At 62.5% G+C, this 20,389-nt stretch carries 22 protein-coding genes; 13 read left to right on the top strand and 9 right to left on the bottom strand.

Going from position 1 to position 20,389, the window contains the following annotated elements:
• Positions 1 to 9 precede the first annotated feature (9 nt).
• Positions 10 to 1,206, top strand: a complete 1,197-nt coding sequence (locus tag ACVINW_RS35300; RefSeq protein WP_456755547.1) for an AAA family ATPase — start codon at positions 10 to 12, stop codon at positions 1,204 to 1,206.
• Here ACVINW_RS35300 and ACVINW_RS35295 read toward each other — a convergent pair.
• Positions 1,151 to 1,501: a hypothetical protein gene (locus tag ACVINW_RS35295; protein ID WP_456756611.1), complete on the bottom strand. Its 351-nt coding sequence runs from the start codon at positions 1,499 to 1,501 to the stop codon at positions 1,151 to 1,153. The two genes, ACVINW_RS35300 and ACVINW_RS35295, sit on opposite strands and share 56 nt — an antisense overlap.
• On the opposite strand from ACVINW_RS35295, the gene ACVINW_RS35290 reads away from it, so the two are divergent.
• From ACVINW_RS35290 to ACVINW_RS35245, 10 genes are all read left to right on the top strand, one after another.
• Positions 1,398 to 2,648 (top strand): CpaF family protein, encoded by a 1,251-nt coding sequence (locus ACVINW_RS35290; protein ID WP_456756573.1) that lies wholly within the window; start codon positions 1,398 to 1,400, stop codon positions 2,646 to 2,648. The two genes, ACVINW_RS35295 and ACVINW_RS35290, sit on opposite strands and share 104 nt — an antisense overlap.
• Entirely contained in the window at positions 2,648 to 3,574 is a 927-nt protein-coding gene (locus ACVINW_RS35285) for a type II secretion system F family protein (RefSeq protein ID WP_456755546.1), read from the top strand. The genes ACVINW_RS35290 and ACVINW_RS35285 overlap by 1 nt, the downstream gene beginning before the upstream one ends.
• A complete protein-coding gene (locus ACVINW_RS35280; RefSeq protein ID WP_456755545.1) occupies positions 3,571 to 4,467 on the top strand; it encodes a type II secretion system F family protein in 897 nt (298 codons plus the stop codon). Before ACVINW_RS35285 ends, ACVINW_RS35280 begins: the two co-directional genes overlap by 4 nt.
• Before the next feature lie 7 nt (positions 4,468 to 4,474).
• Positions 4,475 to 5,119 carry a methyltransferase family protein gene (locus ACVINW_RS35275; protein WP_456755544.1) on the top strand — a complete coding sequence of 215 codons (645 nt, stop codon included), beginning with the start codon at positions 4,475 to 4,477 and terminating at the stop codon, positions 5,117 to 5,119.
• A gap of 113 nt (positions 5,120 to 5,232) precedes the next feature.
• Complete coding sequence (locus tag ACVINW_RS35270; protein WP_456755543.1) at positions 5,233 to 5,661, top strand: hypothetical protein; 429 nt, start codon at positions 5,233 to 5,235, stop codon at positions 5,659 to 5,661.
• Complete coding sequence (locus tag ACVINW_RS35265) at positions 5,658 to 7,025, top strand: pilus assembly protein TadG-related protein (protein WP_456755542.1); 1,368 nt, start codon at positions 5,658 to 5,660, stop codon at positions 7,023 to 7,025. The genes ACVINW_RS35270 and ACVINW_RS35265 overlap by 4 nt, the downstream gene beginning before the upstream one ends.
• On the top strand, positions 7,022 to 7,435 hold the full coding sequence (locus tag ACVINW_RS35260) for a pilus assembly protein (protein ID WP_456755541.1): 414 nt from the start codon (positions 7,022 to 7,024) through the stop codon (positions 7,433 to 7,435). The genes ACVINW_RS35265 and ACVINW_RS35260 overlap by 4 nt, the downstream gene beginning before the upstream one ends.
• A 418-nt stretch (positions 7,436 to 7,853) precedes the next feature.
• Positions 7,854 to 9,554: a type II and III secretion system protein family protein gene (locus ACVINW_RS35255; RefSeq protein WP_456755540.1), complete on the top strand. Its 1,701-nt coding sequence runs from the start codon at positions 7,854 to 7,856 to the stop codon at positions 9,552 to 9,554.
• Between the two features lie 12 nt (positions 9,555 to 9,566).
• Positions 9,567 to 9,968 (top strand): hypothetical protein, encoded by a 402-nt coding sequence (locus ACVINW_RS35250; protein WP_456755539.1) that lies wholly within the window; start codon positions 9,567 to 9,569, stop codon positions 9,966 to 9,968.
• A 224-nt stretch (positions 9,969 to 10,192) separates the two neighbouring features.
• Entirely contained in the window at positions 10,193 to 10,729 is a 537-nt protein-coding gene (locus ACVINW_RS35245; protein ID WP_456755538.1) for a tetratricopeptide repeat protein, read from the top strand.
• Between the two features lie 98 nt (positions 10,730 to 10,827).
• On the opposite strand, the gene ACVINW_RS35240 is transcribed toward ACVINW_RS35245, so the two are convergent.
• Together ACVINW_RS35240 and ACVINW_RS35235 are read right to left on the bottom strand one after the other, a co-directional pair.
• Positions 10,828 to 11,970: a hypothetical protein gene (locus ACVINW_RS35240; RefSeq protein WP_456755537.1), complete on the bottom strand. Its 1,143-nt coding sequence runs from the start codon at positions 11,968 to 11,970 to the stop codon at positions 10,828 to 10,830.
• 189 nt (positions 11,971 to 12,159) lie between these two features.
• Entirely contained in the window at positions 12,160 to 12,426 is a 267-nt protein-coding gene (locus ACVINW_RS35235; RefSeq protein ID WP_456755536.1) for a hypothetical protein, read from the bottom strand.
• 325 nt (positions 12,427 to 12,751) lie between these two features.
• Here ACVINW_RS35235 and dinB point away from each other — a divergent pair, with 325 nt between their 5' ends.
• Both dinB and ACVINW_RS35225 read left to right on the top strand, forming a co-directional pair.
• Positions 12,752 to 13,999, top strand: a complete 1,248-nt coding sequence (gene dinB / locus ACVINW_RS35230; RefSeq protein ID WP_456755535.1) for a DNA polymerase IV — start codon at positions 12,752 to 12,754, stop codon at positions 13,997 to 13,999.
• A gap of 114 nt (positions 14,000 to 14,113) precedes the next feature.
• Positions 14,114 to 14,323, top strand: a complete 210-nt coding sequence (locus tag ACVINW_RS35225) for a hypothetical protein (RefSeq protein ID WP_456755534.1) — start codon at positions 14,114 to 14,116, stop codon at positions 14,321 to 14,323.
• A 72-nt stretch (positions 14,324 to 14,395) separates the two neighbouring features.
• Here the strand turns inward: ACVINW_RS35225 and ACVINW_RS35220 are convergent, their stop codons facing one another.
• The 6 genes from ACVINW_RS35220 to ACVINW_RS35195 form a co-directional block, all read right to left on the bottom strand.
• Complete coding sequence (locus ACVINW_RS35220) at positions 14,396 to 15,721, bottom strand: NAD(P)H-dependent oxidoreductase (protein ID WP_456755533.1); 1,326 nt, start codon at positions 15,719 to 15,721, stop codon at positions 14,396 to 14,398.
• Positions 15,722 to 15,726: 5 nt separating this feature from the next.
• A complete protein-coding gene (rfbC, locus tag ACVINW_RS35215; protein WP_456755532.1) occupies positions 15,727 to 16,290 on the bottom strand; it encodes a dTDP-4-dehydrorhamnose 3,5-epimerase in 564 nt (187 codons plus the stop codon).
• A gap of 20 nt (positions 16,291 to 16,310) precedes the next feature.
• Complete coding sequence (locus ACVINW_RS35210; protein ID WP_456755531.1) at positions 16,311 to 17,177, bottom strand: GHMP family kinase ATP-binding protein; 867 nt, start codon at positions 17,175 to 17,177, stop codon at positions 16,311 to 16,313.
• A 244-nt stretch (positions 17,178 to 17,421) separates the two neighbouring features.
• Complete coding sequence (locus ACVINW_RS35205) at positions 17,422 to 18,489, bottom strand: NAD-dependent epimerase/dehydratase family protein (RefSeq protein ID WP_456755530.1); 1,068 nt, start codon at positions 18,487 to 18,489, stop codon at positions 17,422 to 17,424.
• Positions 18,482 to 19,735 (bottom strand): HAD-IIIA family hydrolase, encoded by a 1,254-nt coding sequence (locus ACVINW_RS35200; protein ID WP_456755529.1) that lies wholly within the window; start codon positions 19,733 to 19,735, stop codon positions 18,482 to 18,484. The genes ACVINW_RS35205 and ACVINW_RS35200 overlap by 8 nt, the downstream gene beginning before the upstream one ends.
• Positions 19,735 to 20,370 carry a D-sedoheptulose-7-phosphate isomerase gene (locus ACVINW_RS35195; protein WP_456755528.1) on the bottom strand — a complete coding sequence of 212 codons (636 nt, stop codon included), beginning with the start codon at positions 20,368 to 20,370 and terminating at the stop codon, positions 19,735 to 19,737. The genes ACVINW_RS35200 and ACVINW_RS35195 overlap by 1 nt, the downstream gene beginning before the upstream one ends.
• Between the last annotated feature and the right edge of the window lie 19 nt (positions 20,371 to 20,389).

Here is a 20,389-nt window from a genome sequence, read left to right as displayed (position 1 = left end):
AGTGTGAACATGGCAGTGGTTGACCAACCCGAAGAGACGACCTCCGTTGTCACGCGTAACCGCATTGTCTGCTTCGTCAACGACGAGCTGAGCGCTGCAGCCCTTCGCAAGGGTCTCGAGGGCAGCAATCTGGTGATCCGGCGCGGCACCATCCGTCACGCGACGCGCATGCTCGAGACCGACACCGATCTGACCGCGCTGGTGACCGACATCAGCGGCATCGACGATCCGTTCACTGAGCTGGAGCGTCTGGCGAGCGTCTGCCCGCCCGATGTGCGGGTGTGCCTGATCGGCGAGAACCGGGAGATCACCTTCTATCGCGAGCTGATGGAGATCGGCCTTACCGAGTACCTTCCGACGCCGATCACCCGGGACATGGTGCTGGACCAACTGCGTCCGAAGCTGCTCGGCGACAGCACGACCGCCCACAGTGACCGTGATCGCGGCGGGCATGTGGTCTCGATCTGCGGTGCGCAGGGCGGCGCCGGCGCGACCAGCGTCGCGATCAACCTCGCGTTGCAACTGGCCGAGACCACCAAGGCCAAGGTCGCGCTGCTCGACCTGCATCTGCAGGGCGGCGAGACCGCGGTGATGCTGGGCGTGCGCCCCGGTCCGGGCCTGCGCATTGCGCTGGAAAACCCGATGCGGGCCGACACGCTGTTCCTGGAGCGCGCGGCAATCGAGGTGAACGATCGGGTTTGCCTGATTTCCGGCGACGAAGACCTCGATGCCAAGCTCGACATCACCGAAGCCGGCGTCCGCCACGTGATCGGCCTGCTTCGGCAACGCTTCAACTACGTCGTGGTCGACGTGCCGGTGCCGTTCCCGGCATCTATCTATCCGGTCATCCAGATGTCGCGTCATGTGCTGGTCCTGCTGGAAGCCGAGGTGACCGGCCTGCGCAACGCCCACGCGCTGCGCAATGCCGTCACCAACATCGCCGGCAAGGATCGCGTCTTCACCCTGCTCAATCGCGCCGATCGCGCCGGCGGCCTGCCGAGGGCGACGATCGTCAAGGCGCTGGGCGCCGAACCCGACATGGTGATCCCGGATCTCGGCAAGGGCATGACCCAGGCCGTCAACCTCGGTGTTCCCGCGCTCAAGCACGTGTCCAAGCTGCGGCGTCACCTCGCCCCGATCGTGCGGGAGATCACCGGCGTCGGCGGCACGAAAAGAGCCGGCTGGAAGAGGTGGCTCGGGCTATGAAAAAGTTCGGACGGCGCGCAGACGAAATGCCAATGCGGATGCCCGCGGCTGTGCCGGATGCGCCGGCCGCGGCGCCGACCGTGCGGCCGGCGCCGCCGCCCTTGCCGCCGGCGGAAACCAGCGTGGCATCATCGGCGCCGAGCCTGTTTGCACCGCCACCGAGGCGTGACGAGCCTGCGACCCACCATCCGGTGATGTCAGCCTCGCTGCGCGAGCGGGTCATCGAACAGATCGAGCCGTCGGTGGCGACGACCGTCCCGCGCGACGTGCTGCGGCGGCAGATCGAGGAGATCATCCACGGCATCGCTAATCAGGACCGGCTGGAGCTATCGGGCCGCGAGCAGCTCTTCCTGGCTGAAGAGATCGCCGACGATATGACCGGCTACGGGCCGCTTCGCCCGCTGCTGCTCGATGAGACGATCAACGACATCATGATCAACGGGCCGAGTAACGTCTATGTCGAGCGGGCCGGCAAGCTCGAGCGAATCGCGGTGCGGTTTCGTGACAACGACCATATCGCTTCCGTCGCCCAGAAGATCGCATCGCAGGTCGGACGGCGTGTCGACGAATCCAGCCCGATGGTGGACTGCCGCCTGCCTGACGGCAGCCGTGTCAACATCATCCTGCCGCCGCTGGCGATCCACAGCCCTTGTATCTCGATCCGAAAGTTTCCCAGCCGGCGCTACAACATTGCTGCGATGGTCGAAAACGGTACGATGAATGCTGCCATCGGGCAGCTGCTGGAAATCGCTTCCCGTTGCCGGCTTAACGTTCTGGTCTCGGGCGGAACCGGTTCGGGCAAGACGACGCTGCTCAATGCCCTCAGCCAGTTCATCGACCACAGCGAGCGCATCGTCACGATCGAGGACGCTGCGGAATTGCAGCTCCAGCAGCCGCATGTGATCAGCCTGGAGACGCGGCCTCCGAGCCTCGAAGGCACGGGGCAGGTGACGCAGCGTGATCTGCTGTGGAACGCGCTGCGTATGCGTCCGGACCGCATCGTCGTGGGCGAGGTGCGCGGCGCCGAGGCATTCGACATGCTGCAGGCCATGAACACCGGCCATGACGGGTCGATCTCGACGGTGCACGCCAACAGCGCGCGCGATGCGCTGACGCGCGTGGAAAACATGGTGCAGATGGGACAGGTCAATCTGCCGTCGCGCGCGATCCGCGCCCAGATCGTCGCGGCCCTCGACATCATCGTGCAGGTCGAGCGCATGCGCGACGGGCAACGCCGCATCGTGCAGGTCAGCGAGGTGATCGGCCTGGAGGGCGAGGTAATCACCACCAACGACATCGCGCTGTTCGAGTACAAGGAAGAGGATGTGCACGGACGGATAACGGGCACCTACCGGTCCACCAACGCAGTCCCCAAGTTCAAGAGCCGCCTCGTCTATTACGGGCTCGAGCGGGCTTGGGCCGATGCGATGAGGCATATCTAATGTCGACGCCGCTGATCATCGTTTTGCTGCTGCTGCTATGTGCGACGGCCAATACGCTATGGCTCGATGCGCGACAGCGGCGGATCGACCGCCATCTCGAGATCGCTTTGCCGGCGTCGGACGTTGCGAGCTTGCCCTCCATCCGTCGTGCCGCCAAAGTCTCGCGCTGGGATCTGCTCTATCGGATTGTGAATTACCGCGCAGAAATCGTCTACGCCTGGCATCCGGCCTACGTATTGCTCGCCGGCGTGGTTGCCGCTTGTCTCGTCATCTATGCCAATCGACTGCTGGGGCTTTCAGCGCCGACGCTATCGATCGCCGCAGCTGTCGCCGCTATCCTGGTGGTGCGTGGCATGTTCGGGTGGCAGCGCAGTCGCTTCATCAACCAGCTTTTCCGCCAGCTTCCTGACGCGATCCAGTTGGTAACCAGTACGGTCCGATCCGGCCTGCCGGTCAACGAGGCATTCCGGACGATTGCACGCGAGATGCCGCAACCAACATCCGGTCAGTTTGCGATGGTCTGCAGCGAGCTGAATCTAGGGAGGCCTCCAGAAGAAGCTGTCGAAGGTATCTATCGACGGACGCTCGTTCCTGAATACGCGATGTTTGCCGTAACGCTCGCGGTTCAACTGAGATCGGGAGGCAGCCTTGCGGAAACGCTGCAAACGCTGGCCGAGACAGTGAGCCAGCGGGTTGCACTGGCCGCGCGCGCGAAGGCTCTGGCCGGTGAGGTCATCTTCTCTTCGCGCGCATTGTCGCTTTCACCGCTCATCGTGGGGGGACTGCTCTACGCGATCAATCCCCAATCGATCGACCTGCTGTTCTACGATCCGACAGGAAACATGCTGCTGGGCTATGCGATCCTTTCGGTTATCACGGGGCATTTCGTTATACGCTGGATGATCAAAAGGGAGACGGCGCTGTGACTGCAGGTCTCGGTTTGGCGGCGCTTGCAACGGCAGCTGCGGCCGCAGTGTTGGTTCTGATCATTCGCGAGGTCCATCTTCGCGCGCTGGATGCACGTGTAACGAACGCTGTGTTGGGCATTCCGGATCGCTCAAGCTCGTCGCAGGACCTGATGGGCTGGCTCTCCTCGATAGGCGCGCGCTACAGGCGCTTCTACGCAGAAGAGAATCTCGAGCAACTCCGAACCATTATCCTAGCGGCGGGTTTCAACCCTTACCGGGCCTTGCCGATCTGGATCGGTGTCAAAGCCGTCAGCATGTTCTTGTTTCCGCTCGCGGCCTTTTCTGTAGCGCAGGCTCTGGGCAGGCCGCTCTCAGACGTGATGATCTTTACGCTGGTCGGAGTGGTGGTCGGAATCATGGGGCCGCGCCTCATTCTCATGTTTCTGAAGCGGCGCTTTGATGCAGCCATCCGGCTCGGAACCCCGGATACCATCGATCTGCTCGTCGTATGCAGCGAAGCGGGAATGGGCCTCGAGGGCGGTCTTGAGCGTGTGGCAGACGAGATGAAGGAAACCAATCCGCAAATGGCTGAGGTGTTGCGCGGACTGCTGGATGACCTACGCATATTGCCGAACCGCAGCGAAGCATTCGAGAAGCTGGGCGCCAAGTCTGACGGTTTGCGTCGCTTTGGAACGGTCATCAGCCAGAGCCTGCAATACGGAACGCCGCTAGGGCAGGCGTTGCGCGGGATCGCGGTCGACCTCCGCCGGGAGCGCATTACCAAACTGGAGGAGCGCGCGCACAAGCTAGGCGCCAAGCTGACTATTCCGATGGTGCTGTTCATGCTGCCCGCCATGTTCGTCATTCTGGGCGGTAGCCCGTTTTTGCATCTCGCTCGCGCTTTCAAGTAGGTTTCCGATGAGCACCGTCACTCTCACGAGCAAGTCGCCTTATGAACGGACCATGCAGTTGCTTGGCGGCATGTGGTTCATGCTGTTGGCTCTCCTTGTCGCGATCAGAGTCGGATCGTTTGCCGATCCATGGCCTTCGCTGTTGTCGAGCTTTTGCCTCGCGAGCTTCTACGTGCTGCTCGGGTTGCTGATCATCACCCGGCCGCCGGCGAAGGCCCAGGCGGATGGTTTGCTGCCGAGGATGGCAGCATTCGTTGGCACCTATATGCCGTGGACGATCGGTTTTTTTGGCGAAACTGACAAGGCGCTGCCAAACCTTGCGTCCACCGTTTGCGTTTTGACCGGGATGGCCATGATGCTCGTCACGATCAGACATCTCGGTCGCTCGTTCAGTCTGGTACCGCAAGCGCGGACAGTGGTGCAGACCGGCCCGTATCGATGGATCAAGCATCCGCTCTATTTGGCGGAAGAAATCGTCATATTCGGCGTGGTGCTCAAGAGCATCTCGCCGCTGACGTTGGGCCTCTTTGTGCTGCACATCGGCGTCCAGGTTTGTCGGATTCACTACGAGGAAGATCTGCTGCGCCGCAACTGTCCGGAGTACGCGAGTTACGAAGCGGCGCGCTGGAGGTTGATACCCTATGTGTGGTGAGGAGGAGCGTCCGCGAGATTATTCGCGGACAGTGCAAGACGACGAATTGCATCGGTTTGCTGTAGCTTGAAGGTGCCGACGTGCTGCGTTCTTTGCTCTGTCGAAACGGCCTCGTGAAAGGCAAACGCGGTCTGATCGCGGACCAGCGCGGTGCCGTCGCGTGGGAGATGCCGTTCGTCTACGCCTTTCTGATGTTAAGCTTGCTGCTGCCGCTGGTCGACATGGCGCTCGCGGGATTCAAATGGATCTCTGCGTGGGAGTCGTTGCGCGCCTTCGGACAATCGATCCAGTACGATCCGCCACCTGATGTGACGAATGCCTCGAGCTGGACATCTGCCGCGCTTGCCAAGGCTGACAGCAATTATCCCATTTCGAACTTTCAGCTCAATTGCGGAAGTGCGGTCTGTTCTTCGACCAACACGGCGATACCCAAGTATTATTCATATTCGACGAGTGTGACTTTGACGCCGATGGTATTGCGCTCGGTGCTGTGCAGCAGCTCCTGTACCTACACGATGTATTACTCGGAGCGGTTCCAATGAGGTATTCCGTCCGTAACATGCTTCGTTGCCGTCGAGGATCAGCCGCGTTCGCAACCGTGGTCGCCCTGGTGCCGTTGATCGGAGCGGTTGCGCTCGGGGCCGAGGCGGGTTCGTGGTACGTCACCCGGAATCACGCACAGAACGCCGCTGACGCCGGAGCCTATTCGGGGGCCCTGAAGTTGGCATGCGATATCGCCGCTACGTCAGGCGTGGCGTGCAACGACACGACAGGCACGGTAGATAGCCGCGGCAAGCAGTTCGCGGCACAGAACGCCTTCTGCAACACAAACGACACGTCCTATACGGGATCGCGATGTGCGACCACGATGCCGAGTGGAGTCTCCCAGACCGTCACGATCAGCCAGCTGACGTCGTGGAACGGAGTCAGTGGGAATTTCGTTCAGGCAGTCGTCACGCAGCAACAGCCGGCATACCTGGCGGCATTGCTCGGCCTGTCCACCGTCACGGTCGGTGCGGTGGGCACAGCTCAGGTGGTCGACCTTGGGACCCCGTGTGTATTGACATTGTCGGATCCTCTCGCCTTTCAAGGCAATCCGACCGTGAAATCCCCGAATTGTGGGTTGGCTTCGAACAATCCTAATGCCGACTCGATCAATTTTACGGGCAACAGCGCCGACGTAAGCAATGTCAAGTCGATGTCCGCGCAGGGAAGTTGCACTCAAACCAGTGGCAGCCGATGTTCGAACGTCGTGACCTATGCGCCGCCGGCGCCCAATCCGTTGAGCGGGCTGGACACGGCGATCGCTGCGCTGACGAAGGCCAGCTTCTCGGGCGGCTCATGCGGCTCGTCGCTGAAATCGTACAGTGCGACAAACAGCAGCACCACCGGACCTTGCTACAACACATCTTGGCCATCGGGGAGCGCGACGCTGAGTGGCGTCTATTTCCTGACGGGCAACATCAGGATCAACGGTAGCGTCACGATAAGTGGTACGACTACCTTGATATTGATGCCTCCGAAGTTCCTGAACAACGGCGATCAGGGCGCGTCGCTGACGATCTCGGGCAATCCGACGATCCAGCTCAATGCACTTTCGAGCGTTTCTACTTCGCAAGTGCCCCCCGCACTTTCGTCGGTCGTTGGATTGATGGCCGGCCTGCTCATCTACGACCCGGAGTCGAGCACCAACGTCAACATAACGGGCAGCAGCACCACCTACTTCAATGGCATTACTTATCTGCCCAATGCTGACGTTACCTATCAGGGAAACACCTCCCAGACCGCCAGTTGCGTCGAGGTGATAGCAAAGGGCATCACGCTTTCGGGTAGCGCCAACTTCGACAACTCGGGGTGTCCGGCAAGCGTAACGGCGCGAAGCAAGTACGTCCGAATGGTGCAATGATGAGAAAGCTCGATCAGCGCGGGGTCGCGGCGTTTGAGTTTTGTATCATCGCCACTTTCCTGTTTGCATCAATGTTCGTCATATTTGATTTCGCAAATTATGCGATCACCATGCAGTCGTTGCGGGCGCTGGCGAGTGCCAGTGCACGGGCAACGACGATCGCGGACTGCTATGTCAACGCCGAATTGGCGAAGACGACGCCGAGCTGTCCCAGTGATCCGCTGACCACTACGCAGAAGCAGACGATCGCTCCCTTCCTGTATAACAATGGCCTCGTGCCCACGGTGAGCTCGGCGACGGGGGCTTCGGTTATCACGGTGACGGCGTCTCAATCGTCGTTCAAGATGATCATGCCGATCTGGGGTACGTCCCTGAATGCCCCCAGCGTCTCCACGAAGATTCCGTTCTGAGAAGGCCCGAATCGAGGAGCGCCTTGTGTTGGGTTACTGGGAGCCGACAGCCTGCACGGTCTCCTCAGTCCGTCGGGCAGGCCGGGACTAGCCCAAGCGGGCTATGGAAGTGGTGCGCACTGGCAACATCGCTGAGTTTTCTCTGGGCTTGCCGCGGTGCCGAGGGGCTCTTTCCTTGCAATCGGGGCGGGTGGCGGGGGATGATCTCCGGGCCGCCATTTGCGGCCTGGCGTGTGGGGTAGCCGGGGCGAGCTCGTTTTGCTTTCGCTCGGCGCGCCGGGAAATGGGAATTCGTGAAGTAACTATTTGTAGTCGGACGAACTGTAAGCTCTACGGCGTGGTGCACGAACGGGAGTGATTGGGCCGAGGCCGTAGATTTACGGGGGGTCGTCGCGGAGACGCGGCGAAGGGGATTGGCATGATGGGAAGTCGCGTTTCGGTCGATGCGGGACTTGGGCTGGTCGCCTTCAGCGCGATGGCGTTCGGTGCTGCGCTCGCCCTGTTTCATTGCATCGATCCGGCCGCCGCCGCAGACCGGCGGGCGCCATCATCCTCATCCTCCTCGGGCGTCTTCGTCAGCGAGATGAGCGACGTCCAGCGCGTCAGGGTGACGGTGAACAAGTCGCGCACCTTCCGGGTCGACACGGCGTTTTCCTCGATCGTCGCCGGCTCGCCTGACATCGCCGACGTGAAGTCGCTGAGCGACCACCTGATATACGTCCAGGGCAAGAAGACCGGCACCACCAACGTCATCCTGTTCGACAGCGGGATGAAGCAGATCGGCATCCTGGACGTCGAGGTGACCGTGGATATCGGCAATCTGCAACAGAACATCCAGGCCGGCACCGGGACGCGCGGCATTCGCGTGTCGGCGTCCGAAGGCCAGGTTGTGCTGAGCGGCGTGGCCGCCGATGCGGTCTCCGCCGAGCGGGCAATGACGATTGCCCAGGGCAGCGTGCCGAAGGACGGCATCGTGGTCAATGCGATGAGCGTTGCGGCACCGCAGCAGGTGATGCTCGAGGTGCGCTTCCTCGAGGTCAACCGGCAGGCGGGACGTGACCTCGGTGTGAACCTCTATGCGGCGAACGCCAATGGCACCAACGTTGGCAACACGGGGCTTGGCGGCGTGACGAGCGCGGGGCGCGTGCCGATCGGAGGAAATACAATAAACAGTAATGGAAGTGTGACGGTTAATGGGAGCACGACGACCACGAGCACAACCAGCAGCAATAATGTCGGTGCCTACCCGACCGGCAGCCTTCCTGTGCTCGGAACACTCGGAACGCTCGCCACCACCGCCGGTGGCGTGGCTGCGCCTCCGTTCGGAAGCCTGCTGACCAGCATCCTGAGGACCAGCAACGGCAGTTCGGTGGACCTTTTAATTACCGCATTGGAAACCAAGGGACTGGCCCGCCGGCTGGCGGAGCCGAATTTGACCACGCTGTCGGGCGATGCAGCGCGCTTCCTGGCCGGCGGCGAATTCCCGGTGCCTGTCGCCTCGACGCAGACCGCCGGCTCGTTGCCGACCGTGACCATTGACTACAAGAAGTTCGGTGTCGAATTGGCCTTCGTGCCGACCGTGCTGTCGCGCGGGGTGATCAACCTCCGCGTCGAACCCTCGGTCAGCGAGCTCGATTTCTCCAACGCGGTGACCATCGCCGGCACCACGATCCCGGCGCTGACCCGCCGCGACGCGCGCACAACAGTGGAGCTGCGCGACGGCCAGAGCTTTGCCATCGCCGGCCTGTTGCAGACAAGGAATCAGCAGGACGTCTCGCAACTGCCGTGGATCGGCTCGGTGCCGGTGCTTGGAAGCCTGTTCAGCAGCAAGTCCTATCAGCAGCAGGAAACCGATCTCGTCATCATCGTGACGCCGCGCCTGGTCGCGCCGGCGGCGCCCGGCCAGCAGCTGGCATCACCGCTCGACTCGCGCCTGCCGGCCAACGACGTCGATTTCTTCCTCAACGGTCAGATGGAAGTGCGCAAGCGCTATGACGACTACGTCAATTCCGGCGGCGAGGTGAAGGGACCCTATGGCCATATCATCGCGCCCAATGCGGTCGTGCGCCCGCCGCCGGCGGTGGTCGTCGACCAGCCGGTCGTGAAGACGCTGAACTAGGGGAGGCGGGAGATGACCATCCGAAATCTGGCACTGCTCGCCCCGTTCCTGCTCGGCGGCTGCTACGGCGTGTACGGGCATGACGAGATGGATCGCTACATCCAGCGTTCCGACACCATCACGATGAGTGCCGGCAATGCCAAGGAGGTCAACGCGGTCACCCACACGATCCACCCGTGGCCGGCCTATGTCGGTGACCGCCGGATCGCGTATGACGCGCGGCGGACGGGTACTGCGATCACCCGCTATGGCAATCAGCAGCGCCCGCTGGATCAGCTTCCCGATATGGGCGATCCGACCAAGGCGATGGGCCAGCCGCCGCCCGTCACGACGATTCAGAACGTCAACACGACCGGACTGGGAGCAGGGACCGGAGGATCGGTGGCCGTCGGGGTGGGAGGACCTGCCCGGTAATCGGCTGAAGGCTCTCTGCCACCTGGGCATTGCCCGTTGGGATCTCGATTTTTCCGATCCTGGAGGGTGGGACGGATGCCGCAGCTGGAGCTTGGAAGGGAAGTGGCGAGGTGCTGGTACTGACTCCGGTGTTTCGGTCGTGCCGTCTGTTTTTCGTAGGTAGTTTCGCGATGATGTTTCGAATGGGGCAAGAGATGCGCTGGACTTGGGGAACGGGACGAGGATTGCGTCGTCTCGCGCCGGCGTTGATCTGTTGCGGCCTGGCGACCGGCCTTGGTGCCTGTGACTACACGACCCGCGAGGCCGCGATTGTCGCTCCGGTGGATCCGCCCGGTGGGGACCCCGTGCAGGAGCCGACCGACGTCAAATATTATCCCTCCGACGAGCCGGTGCGGCTGGGGCTCGAGCACTACAACCGCGGCAATTACGGTATCGCCCAGCGCTATTTCAAGGATGCGGTCGAGAAGGCGCCGAAGGACGTCACGGCCTGGGTCGGGCTCGCCGCGAGCTACGACAAGATCCGCCGCTTCGATCTTGCCGATCAGGCCTATGCGCAGGCGATCCGGATCGGCGGCGAGACCGTCCAGATCCTCAACGATCAGGGCTATTCCCTCATGCTGCGCGGCAATCTCAGCGGCGCGCGGCGCAAGTTCGAGAAGGCGTACTCGCTCGATCCGGGCAACCCGGTGATCGCCAACAACCTCGAACTCCTCAACGGCAGCCGCAAGTTCATCGAGCGGCCGCCGAACAATCAGCCGTAGCGGTGCAATATTACCTTTGGTGGGGCCGCCGACTCCTTTGCATGGGGTTGTTTTCGCTATTTTGGTAGCTCGCCCCTGCGACCCGACCTCGCCGCGATCTAGTTCGTCAGCACGGCATCGACGCGGCGGCTGTTTCTTGTGCTGATGATGATGGCGCCGTTGCGGATGGCAAATCTCGCACCGACGAGTCGCGGAATCTTTTCGGTCAGCGGCGACGGCAGCGGAATCATTCCGCCGCTCGCGGGATCGCCGACGTTGATCGGCGGCCCGCCCGCGCCGGCCGAAGGCGCTGCCTTGATGTACTCCCTGATCAATTGAGTCTCTTCCCGCGAGAGACTGAGTGCGGTCTGCTCGCTGATCGCCGCTCGCTTTTCTGTCTCGGCTTTCTGCTGCGCTTCTTCCTGTTGCGCGGCTTCGCGCCTGGCTGCGTCCTGCTCGAGCTTGGCGACGCGCTCCCGCAGCGGCACGAGCTCCCGCCGCAGCATGACGATCTCGGATTTCAGCGAAGAGTTCTGGCCGAGCGCGATCGCTGCGGCAACGCAGGCAACGACCGAAATCAGACTGAGACATGCAACGGCAAGTCCCGTCACCCCGATGCGATTGGCCGTTGTCCGATCCTCTACGCCGCCCGCCGAACGCCGGCGCCGTGCCCGAGCAAATCGCGGTATACTGCTGCCGAGCAATGTCAGGAGTTGCGAGAGCCGGGAATCGTTCGGGCCCGCAGCGTGGATCGAGCCGAAGGCCGGTTCGAGCACGATCGGGCCTTGCGCGGAGAGATCGAGCGATGCGGCCGAGCCGCCGGCGTTCGAGGTCGTGCGCTCGGCCTGGCCGTCATCTCTGGCGTGCACGAGCCGGCGATCGATGTCGTCGGGCTGGTCGACACCAGCATCGCTGATCGCATCGGGCGTGTCGGCAGCAACGGCCTCAAGGCGCTCGCTCTGCCATTCGCCGAGCTCCTGTTTACCGAGTTCTTGCGCGTTAAGCTCCTGCTCGGCGCGGGACGCTGCAAGCGAGCTCCATAGCGCAAGCCCGGCCTCCGTGATCTGCAGCCCCGCCTCATTGATCGAAGCCCATCCGGACTGGAACACGTCGGCGTCGCCGAGCTCGGACGATCGCTTCAACTTCGTGGCCGCATCGCCCGCCGCGATCATGCGCTTGACCTCGCGACTGACCTCCTCGAGCGGAATCCGCTGTTCCGGTCTTGCAGCCAGCACACTCAAGATCGCCAGATTGAATCTCATGTGGCGCCTCTCGATGCCCCATCAGCCGATCGCGCAGCCGGCGGTCTCCCATGCCGGTGTCGGTCAGTCAGAGAGTCAAGCGAAGTGTAACGGCTCCCCGAGGGGCAAACAATCCGGTCCCAGGCGCACGACCGATGGATAAGTCTGCCCGCCAACGCGACGCGTCGCGATCGCCGTAGCGCAAGCTGTTCAGAGAAACTCGCGAAGCCTGGAGAGCTCGATCACGTGCTCGGGTGACAGCACATCGGGGACGAGCGGAGGTTGCGCCTTGGTCCGGATCTCGTAGAGATGCCGCGTCTTGTCGGGCTTGCTCATGAAATCGCGAATGCATTGGTCGAGCGTTGCGTTGGCGACCATATAGGGTGCGCGATCCTCTCGCCTGGCGTTGTTGAGAGAGGGCCATTTGTAAAGGGTGGCCGCAGCCTGGAAGTCCACCTGATGAGAGTGGTCGGTCATTCCAGGATATCTACCTGAAAAAGCCTGCCCGTCAACGCACGCCGGCAAGTGAGCGAATTGCTGCGGCAGTCGGCGCATTGTGTGTCGTCGCGATTGGTCGAACGACTGCCGCCGCGGCTCGCGTGATTCGCTTCGATTGCCGCGCAGCGGTCTCGATCTCCAGCGAGCCGAGATCGGCGTCGACGGAGGGAAGCCTGCCGAAGGACAGGCCGGCCGATTGCTTCGCGCGGCGAGCGCACGCGAAGGGAGGACAAATTCCACGTTGACTGGATTTCGATTTGTTCTTAGTTTGTTCTTTTGGTCGGGCGAGCACAAGCAGGTCGAGATGGCAGCGGCAGCCACCATTCTGCACGCGGACCTCGATGCATTTTACGCGTCGGTGGAGCAGCTGCTTGATCCGTCGCTGCGCGGCAAGCCGATCGCCGTCGGGGGCGGGGTGGTGCTTGCGGCCTCCTATGAGGCCAAGGCCTTCGGCGTCCGCGGCGGCATGTCGGGACGGGACGCGCGCGAGCTGTGCCCGCAGCTGATTTTTGTCGGCGGTCATTTCAGGGATTACCAGCGGCTGGGCGACGCGGCCATCGAGGTGCTCGGCGATTTCACGCCGCTGGTCGAGCGCATTTCGATCGACGAAGCGTTCGCCGACGTTGCCGGCTGCACGCATCTGTTCGGAGCGCCGGCGGACATCGCAGCGGCGATCCGGCGGCGGGTGCGCGCCGAACTCGGTCTTCCGATCTCGGTGGGCGTCGCGCGCACCAAACATCTGGCGAAGATCGCTTCCCAGGTCGCAAAGCCCGACGGCCTTGTCGTCGTCGATCCCGACGCGGAGCTCAGCTTCCTTCACGAATTGCCGGTCGAGTTGATGTGGGGCGTCGGGCCGGTGACCCGGGCACGGCTGGAGGCGATCGGCGTTGCGACGATCGGTCAACTCGCGACATTGTCGGAACGCTCGCTGACGCGGTTGCTCGGTCCGGCGGCAGGCGAGAAGCTCGCCGCGCTGGCCTGCAATCGCGATCCGCGACAACTCAAGCCGCATCGGCGCGCGCGATCGGCGGGAGCACAATCGGCGCTCGGCCGCAAGCCCGCGACCATGCAGGTCATCAGGCCGACGCTGATGCATCTCGCCGACCGCGTCGCCACACGGCTGCGGGCGAAATCGCGGCCCGGACGAACCGTGACGGTGCGGGTGCGCTTCGCAGACATGAAATCGGTGACCCGCGCGATCACGCTCGACGCGCCGGTGTGCACGACGGTGATCCTGGCGCGGCTCGCCGAGAACCTGGTGCGTGCAACGCTTGCCGATCATCCCCGTGAGGGGATCATTTCGCTGTTGGCGATCTCGGTCTCGCATCTCGAGGAGCATTGGGACCTTGCGCTGGAGCTTCCGCTCGGATTGGCCGATGACGCGCTCCGCCCCGGAAGTCCAGCAGGCATCGCGCGCTGGGCGGCGGACTGCGCGATCGACAAGATCCGCGACCGCTTCGGCTGGGAGGCAATCGGATACGGCTCAGTCGCTCTGGAGGCGGTTCGGTCGGTGCCTGATGCGTTTCGCGCACTTGCCGAGAAGGAGCTATAACCTGCTACCGATTCACGATCGGGTCATCGCATTAAGAAAAGGCAATCCGGAATCGCGCCGTTGTGAGTGGTGGCCTCGCGCATGCGGTCTATTCTGACGCTGCGGAGGATAGCCATGAAGTACAGCTCCGAACTGATCCAGACGATGCGGGATGCGTTGGATACGGTCATGGCAAGCGTGCCGGCCGATCAATCCGTGTTCGGTCTGAAGGCCCACGTTGCCGAATCCATCTTGCGAGCCGCGGCCCACGGTCAGACGTCGTTCGACGGGCTCGTGACGGCCGCATCCGATCAGCTTCAATCCATCATATCGATGTTGACCTAAGCGTGATCCAGAAAAGTGCGAAGCGGTTTTCCGAGGAGATTCGACAACAGGCTAACGCGCGATGACGCCGCCTTAGGCAGCCGCAGGGCGTATGAATGACGGCCTGCCGAAGAAGACGGTGTCTTGCTCCTGGCGCAGCGCGTCGCAGATTCGGCCTGCCGGAATCTCGACGTCGTCATACGCGAGCACGTGGTCTCGCGCAATGTTCCGCCGAAGACGGCAACCTTCGGCTAGGCCGATCGGAAGAAGGTGCTCGGCGTGAGCGACCTGCGCATTCTCGCACAAGCCGTAGGTCATGTAGTGGCCAAGCCCGTCGAGGACTTCGCCAGCCCTGAGATCCCTCTTTGCGGCTGCGACCACATCGACACACGGCGCGCCGAGCGGAGTGATGGCTGCATCCTTGAAGATCGCCGCGCGTGCAACCGTGAACGGGACCTCAAAGTGACAAAGATGATAGGGCCAGTAGAAGCAGTAGAGGGGGCCTGCTCCCATCTTGTAGAGCGACAAATAGTGCTTCTCGACCGCATCGTTCGTCGTCCCAAGCACGAATATGCCCGGGTTTGGCATCGCTCCCACGCAATAATCCACGATGCCGGGACCGTCGAGAAGCTCATCGACCGGGTACCAGTTGACCGCTTCCTGGATCGGGGTGCCGGCCTCGACGACCGGACCGTGCATTCCGCGCCGCGCGACCCGCATGCCCGTTGCATTGGCAACGATCGCGTTCTCGAAGGATATCTTGGTGCCGTCAGCGAAAGACGTAACCATCGGGGCCTTCATCCCCCATTTTCTGGCAAACCCTTCCTGGGTCGTGGGATTGCGGTAGGGATCGTGCAGACCCTTGATGTTCCCGCACAGCACAGGCCTGATACCCAGTCCCTTCACCCACCGGTACAGATTCATGATGACGCCTGGCTGGTCACCTTCCGTGTTGGTGATGACGACCCCGGCGCGGTCGGCATACGTCTTCAGGATCGGGCCGAGAGTGCCGTCCAGTTCGGCATTCATCATGACGACATGCTTGGTTCGGGCGATCGCCTGCATCACCACGCCGGCCGCGAATTCGATCGTGCCGGTGACCTCCAGAATCACATCGATCCCGTCAGCGTTGCAAAGAAGCATTGGGTCGTCGGTGATCGCGCGCCGGCTCCGGGTGATGCAGTCGTCGAGTTCATCCACGCGGCGCACTTGCGTGACGTTGCTCTCACCGGATTCCGCGTAGGCCTTGCGGGCCTCATCGAGGTGACGGTTACAGATCGCAGCGAGTTCGATGCCCTTGGTGTACTGCAGCATCTGACGCGCGATACCCTTGGCCATGAACCCGGCGCCCACCATTCCCACCCTGATCGGGGTGCCGGTGCGTTGCAGCCGCTCGAGCTCGCGGTCGACGATGAACATGCTATCTACCCCTCATCGGCAGTCGCGACGAGCCGGTGCTCGTCCACGAAATCAGGCCAGCTGCAGTCCTTTTCCGAGATGACGGCGGGCTCGGCGGGCCACTTGATGCGAAACGCTGGATCGTTCCAGCGCACGCCGCGCTCGGCGGTCGGCGTGTAGAATTCGGATACGAGATACGTGACCTCGGTCTCGTCCGCGAGCGTCAGAAAGGCGTTCGCGCATCCCTTCGGGACGAGGAGCATGCGGTAGTTTTCGGCACTGAGCTCAACCGTGATGTGATGCATGAACGTCGGCGAGTCAGGCCTCAGATCGATCAGCACGTCATGGACGGCGCCGCGCACGCAGCGCAGGAGCTTGTCCTCCTGATAGGGCGCGACCTGGTAATGGAAGCCGCGCAACGTATGCTTTTGGCGGTTGAAGGAGATGTTCATCTGGGCGATCCGGTTGGGCAGGCCGTGATCGTCGAACTCCTGGCTGCACCAGCCGCGGGCAAAAAACCCGCGGCTGTCGGCTCGCTTTTCCAGCTCTACCGTGCAAGCGCCCTTAATTTCGGTGGTCTTGAAAATCATCGAATTCTCCAAGGCCAGGGTCACCCGGCCGGGCAAAGCACGCGCGAGCCGTGTACCTCGTAGCCAAGCGACACCAAAGGGAGCTCCGAGAGCGCCTGACGCACCCGCTCGCGTTTCTCCGGCTTCACGATGAACATGAGGAAGCCGCCGCCGCCGGCACCGCACAGCTTGCCACCTTCGGCGCCCGCCTCGAGGGCCCGCGTATAATAGTCATCGATCTCCGAGGTGGTGATCTTGGAGGCGAGACCCCGCTTCAGCGTCCAGCCGCGGTGAAGAGCTTCGCCCACCTGCTCGAGCGCGATCTGTTGACCGGAGCAGATGGAACGAAACTCGAAGGCGTCGTTGCGCATGCGCCGCAGAACGTCCAGGTTTCGTGACGTGTTGCTTCGCTGCTCGGTGAGTACCGAGGCGGCAGGGCGCTGATGGCCGGTCCAGAACATCATGATGTTGCTGAACAGGTAGGCGACAGAACCGCTTCGGGCCGGCTGCGGCTCGACCGTGACGCGGCCGCCGCGTCCGAACCGGAGCAGATTGAGGCCCCCGAACGCGGCGGCGTATTGGTCCTGCTTGCCGATCGGCTCCTTGAGCACTTCCATCTCGATGTGGCAGGCCTCCTCGGCCAGTTGGCCGGCGGTGACGCGCTCGCCGCGGAAGGCATGGAGCGCGTGGAGCAATCCAACTGCGAAGGCGCTCGATCCGCCCATGCCGGTGGACGCCGGCATGTCGGCGACGGTGCTGATGAAGATCGGAGGCTCGATGTTGAGAAACTTGAGGCACTCACGCGCAATGTTGTTGTCGATCTCCTCGATCGTATTGACCTGCTCGGTGCGTGAGTAGTTGAGCCGGATCGGCTCGTTGAAGAGGTCGCTGTGGCGCTTCACGGTCACGTAGACGTATTTGTCGACGGCCGCGCTCAGGACGGCGCCTTCCTCAACCTCGTAGAATTCCGGCAAATCTGTGCCGCCGCCTGCGAAGCTGATGCGCAGCGGGGTCCGTGTCATGACGATATCGGTCGGACGCCAGCTGGCGTAAGCCGGTCTGAGCCACTCCGTGTTCGGGACAACGGATGCACGCTCGAGTTCCCGCGTCGATAGAGTTTCCACTGCGCTCGGCCTCCTGACCTGTCGACACTTAGGCTCGAATTCGGCTCACATTGGCACGGATCTCCGTCCACCTGAGCGACTCGTCGATCGTTCCGCTGTCGAGCAGATGCCGCAACCAGCTCAGACGCGTAAAACGCTTGTCCTTGAATGCACCATGCTTCAGGCCGATGCTCTGGAATGCGGTATAGAGCTCCCTCGCTCCGTCCGTCGCCGTCCATCGGAAGCTGAATTCCGGAAAGGTTCGCTTGAACTTGGCAAAATCCGCCTTGTAGGTGCGTTGATCAGCTCCGGGCTGCGGCACGCTCGCGAGTTCGCAACCGGGAACGCTTTGTGCCGCAATCTGCCCGAGATCGCGGATCTGGTGGTTGAGTTGGTCAGCACCGACGTTGAAGGCCTGGTTATGCACGCTCTCCAACGGTGCCTCGAGCACCGCCTGAAACGCACGCGCAACGTCCTGGACATGGACGACCGGCCGCCAGGGCGTACCGTCGCTCTGGATCACAATGCGGCCTGTCGTGAAGGCATTGCCCATGAAATCGTTGAGGACGGTGTCGAACCGCATCCGCGGTGACAGGCCGTAGACGGTCCCGTTGCGGCAATAGGTCGGAGAGAAGCGATCGTCGGCGAGGGCGCGCAGCGCCATCTCCGCTTCGACCTTGGAGCGGGCGTATTCGGTGCGCGGCGCGAGCGGCGCAGTTTCGTCGACGACGGCCGCTTCGGAGGTCCCGTACATGATGCAGGAGGATGAAAAAATGAAACGCCGGACGCCCGCCTGCTTCGCCAGCTTCGCGAGCCGGATCGTTCCCTGCGAGTTGATCTCCCGCGTCCAGGCTTCGTTCAAATTTCCGATCGGATCGTTGCTGAGCGCCGCCAGGTGAATCACCGCGTCGAAACCGGCGAGTTCGTTGGCGGTAACCTCGCGCAGGTCCTGACGGATCGTCGGGACCTCGCCGAGGTCGGGGACGAGTGTGCAGGCAGAGAAATATCCGGTGTCGAGACCGACCACATCGTAGCCCTGGCGCTGGAGCCAGGGCGCCATGACCGATCCGATATAACCATCGTTGCCCGTGATCAGGATGCGCTTGTTGTCAGGCATATTCCGGGGTTCCATTCAGCATTTGCCGGGTGAGGTCGAGGAGCGAACAGGCATCGGTCACGCGCTGGAAGAGACAGTCGGCCGCTGCCGCTGCGTCGGCGTCGCGCTCGTCGTCGCCGACGAACAGCGTGCGCGTGAGATCGAGGTGGAAGTCGCGCTGGGCCTGGTAAAGCAGACCGGGTTTCGGCTTGCGACACTCGCAGCCGTCTTCCCAACCATGCGGACAGTAGTATATCGCGTCGATCCGGCCTCCCGCCTGCGCGACGTCTCGCTTCATGCGGTCGTGTACGGCTTCGAGATCGGCCTCACTCATGACGCCGCGGCCAATGCCGGGCTGGTTCGAGGCGATGATCGTGCGGTAGCCGCGGTCGTGCAGTAGCCGGAGTGCTTCGAGAGAGCCCGGGCACCATGCCCACTCATTCCAGTTCCGCACGTATTGCGCTTGCGGCGGCTTGCGGTTGAGCACCCCGTCACGATCGAGGATCACGGTCGGCTTGCGCCGCATAAAGGCTTCCGTCGTGGGCAGCCGGTCCAGCGAGCCGACGCTGTAATAGCGGTGATCGCTCGCATAGGCCGTGAGCCGCCCTTGTCGAGCGAGCGGTGTATAGATCGCCTCCTCGAGCAGCATATCCTGCTCCGGCAGCAACGCGAGGGCGAGGTCGGTCAGGATCGCGTAACTTATTTCGACCTGCTGGAGTCCGGGGGTCGTGCGCAAACGATCGAACACGCTGACATGACCGTCGCGATCGAGCAGGGCGCTGCCCCGGGAGTAACGATCCTTGTTGTTATAGACGGTGATCAAAGCGGGCTTCCCGGCCTCGCTGAACCGCGCCCACAGCCGCTCCATCTGCATCGGCCAGTAGTTGTCGCAGTACAGCAGCAGGAAGCAGGGATCGATCATGTGCCGAGCAGTCGCCACTCGGCTGCTGGTCAGTTGATCGGGCTCCGTGACCGAGTACTCGATGTGCACACCCCAGTCACGTCCATCGCCGAAATGGTTCTGTACGACCTCGGGCAAATATCCGAGGAGGATCAGGACACGTTCAAAACCCTGGTCGCGCAATTGCTCGATCTGGTACTCGAGGAAGGGGCGCCCAAGAACCGGCACCATCGGCTTGGGCCGATCGTTCGTGATCGGCTGCATTCGCGTGCCGCGGCCACCGGCCAGGATGACCGCCTGCGTCGGCCGGTCGTAGATCCGGCCTTCGATGCGAGCCTGGCGAGAAGTGCCGTCGAGGGCGGCCATTAGTTCAAACCTGGTCTGTCGGCAACGAGACACCTTGTGACCGCATGACAGATCGCCGAATGGACGTCCTCGACGAGTTCGTATTTGCCTTTCTCGGTCTCGACGCACATGGGCTCATCCACCAGACCCCGCAGCACGCCGCCGTCAAATCCGAGCAGCGCCACGGTAGTGAGCTTCTGCCTTCGCGCCAGTTCGACCGCGCGAACCAGGTTCGCGGAGTTGCCGCTCGCGGAAATGCAGGTCAGCACATCGCCCGGCGTCGCGAAGTTCTCGAGCTGGCCCGAGAAGGCCCGCTCGTAACCTTCATCGTTCGACAGAGCCGAGAACCACGACATGTTGTCGGACAGGCACATGACCTTCAGCGGTCGGCAACCCGAGCGTTTGGTGGCCTTGCCAAGGTCATTGACCCAGTGAGAGGCGGTTGACGCACTGCCGCCATTTCCGGCGATGTAAATGAACGCTCCCCGGTCGCGGGCCTCACGGAAAATATCGACCAGTCTCTGGACCGCGTGCACCTGAACTTCCGCCAGCACACGCCGCACATTCTCGAAATGCGTCGAGATGACGTCTGACGTCTCCGGTGGTGTCGTGATCACCGGCGGCACAAGTGGTGATTCAGACCGAATTGTGCGCATACGCCCGGTTCTCCAAGGT

It is taken from the genome of Bradyrhizobium sp. USDA 4461 (assembly GCF_054055655.1).
The sequence above is the reverse complement of the archived record's forward strand: the minus strand, read 5'-3'. Positions and strand labels throughout refer to the sequence as shown.

What these genes read in the sequence shown, in the direction of transcription:
- ACVINW_RS35205 (WP_456755530.1), bottom strand. Translation starts at nt 18,489, where the DNA reads ATGCCTGACAACAAGCGCATCCTGATCACGGGCAACGATGGTTATATC.
- ACVINW_RS35300 (WP_456755547.1), top strand. Translation starts at nt 10, where the DNA reads ATGGCAGTGGTTGACCAACCCGAAGAGACGACCTCCGTTGTCACGCGT.
- ACVINW_RS35240 (WP_456755537.1), bottom strand. Translation starts at nt 11,970, where the DNA reads ATGAGATTCAATCTGGCGATCTTGAGTGTGCTGGCTGCAAGACCGGAA.
- ACVINW_RS35225 (WP_456755534.1), top strand. Translation starts at nt 14,114, where the DNA reads ATGAAGTACAGCTCCGAACTGATCCAGACGATGCGGGATGCGTTGGAT.
- rfbC (WP_456755532.1), bottom strand. Translation starts at nt 16,290, where the DNA reads ATGATTTTCAAGACCACCGAAATTAAGGGCGCTTGCACGGTAGAGCTG.
- ACVINW_RS35250 (WP_456755539.1), top strand. Translation starts at nt 9,567, where the DNA reads ATGACCATCCGAAATCTGGCACTGCTCGCCCCGTTCCTGCTCGGCGGC.
- ACVINW_RS35195 (WP_456755528.1), bottom strand. Translation starts at nt 20,370, where the DNA reads ATGCGCACAATTCGGTCTGAATCACCACTTGTGCCGCCGGTGATCACG.
- ACVINW_RS35200 (WP_456755529.1), bottom strand. Translation starts at nt 19,735, where the DNA reads ATGGCCGCCCTCGACGGCACTTCTCGCCAGGCTCGCATCGAAGGCCGG.
- ACVINW_RS35295 (WP_456756611.1), bottom strand. Translation starts at nt 1,501, where the DNA reads ATGATCTCCTCGATCTGCCGCCGCAGCACGTCGCGCGGGACGGTCGTC.
- dinB (WP_456755535.1), top strand. Translation starts at nt 12,752, where the DNA reads ATGGCAGCGGCAGCCACCATTCTGCACGCGGACCTCGATGCATTTTAC.
- ACVINW_RS35255 (WP_456755540.1), top strand. Translation starts at nt 7,854, where the DNA reads ATGATGGGAAGTCGCGTTTCGGTCGATGCGGGACTTGGGCTGGTCGCC.
- ACVINW_RS35265 (WP_456755542.1), top strand. Translation starts at nt 5,658, where the DNA reads ATGAGGTATTCCGTCCGTAACATGCTTCGTTGCCGTCGAGGATCAGCC.
- ACVINW_RS35260 (WP_456755541.1), top strand. Translation starts at nt 7,022, where the DNA reads ATGATGAGAAAGCTCGATCAGCGCGGGGTCGCGGCGTTTGAGTTTTGT.
- ACVINW_RS35285 (WP_456755546.1), top strand. Translation starts at nt 2,648, where the DNA reads ATGTCGACGCCGCTGATCATCGTTTTGCTGCTGCTGCTATGTGCGACG.
- ACVINW_RS35235 (WP_456755536.1), bottom strand. Translation starts at nt 12,426, where the DNA reads ATGACCGACCACTCTCATCAGGTGGACTTCCAGGCTGCGGCCACCCTT.
- ACVINW_RS35220 (WP_456755533.1), bottom strand. Translation starts at nt 15,721, where the DNA reads ATGTTCATCGTCGACCGCGAGCTCGAGCGGCTGCAACGCACCGGCACC.
- ACVINW_RS35275 (WP_456755544.1), top strand. Translation starts at nt 4,475, where the DNA reads ATGAGCACCGTCACTCTCACGAGCAAGTCGCCTTATGAACGGACCATG.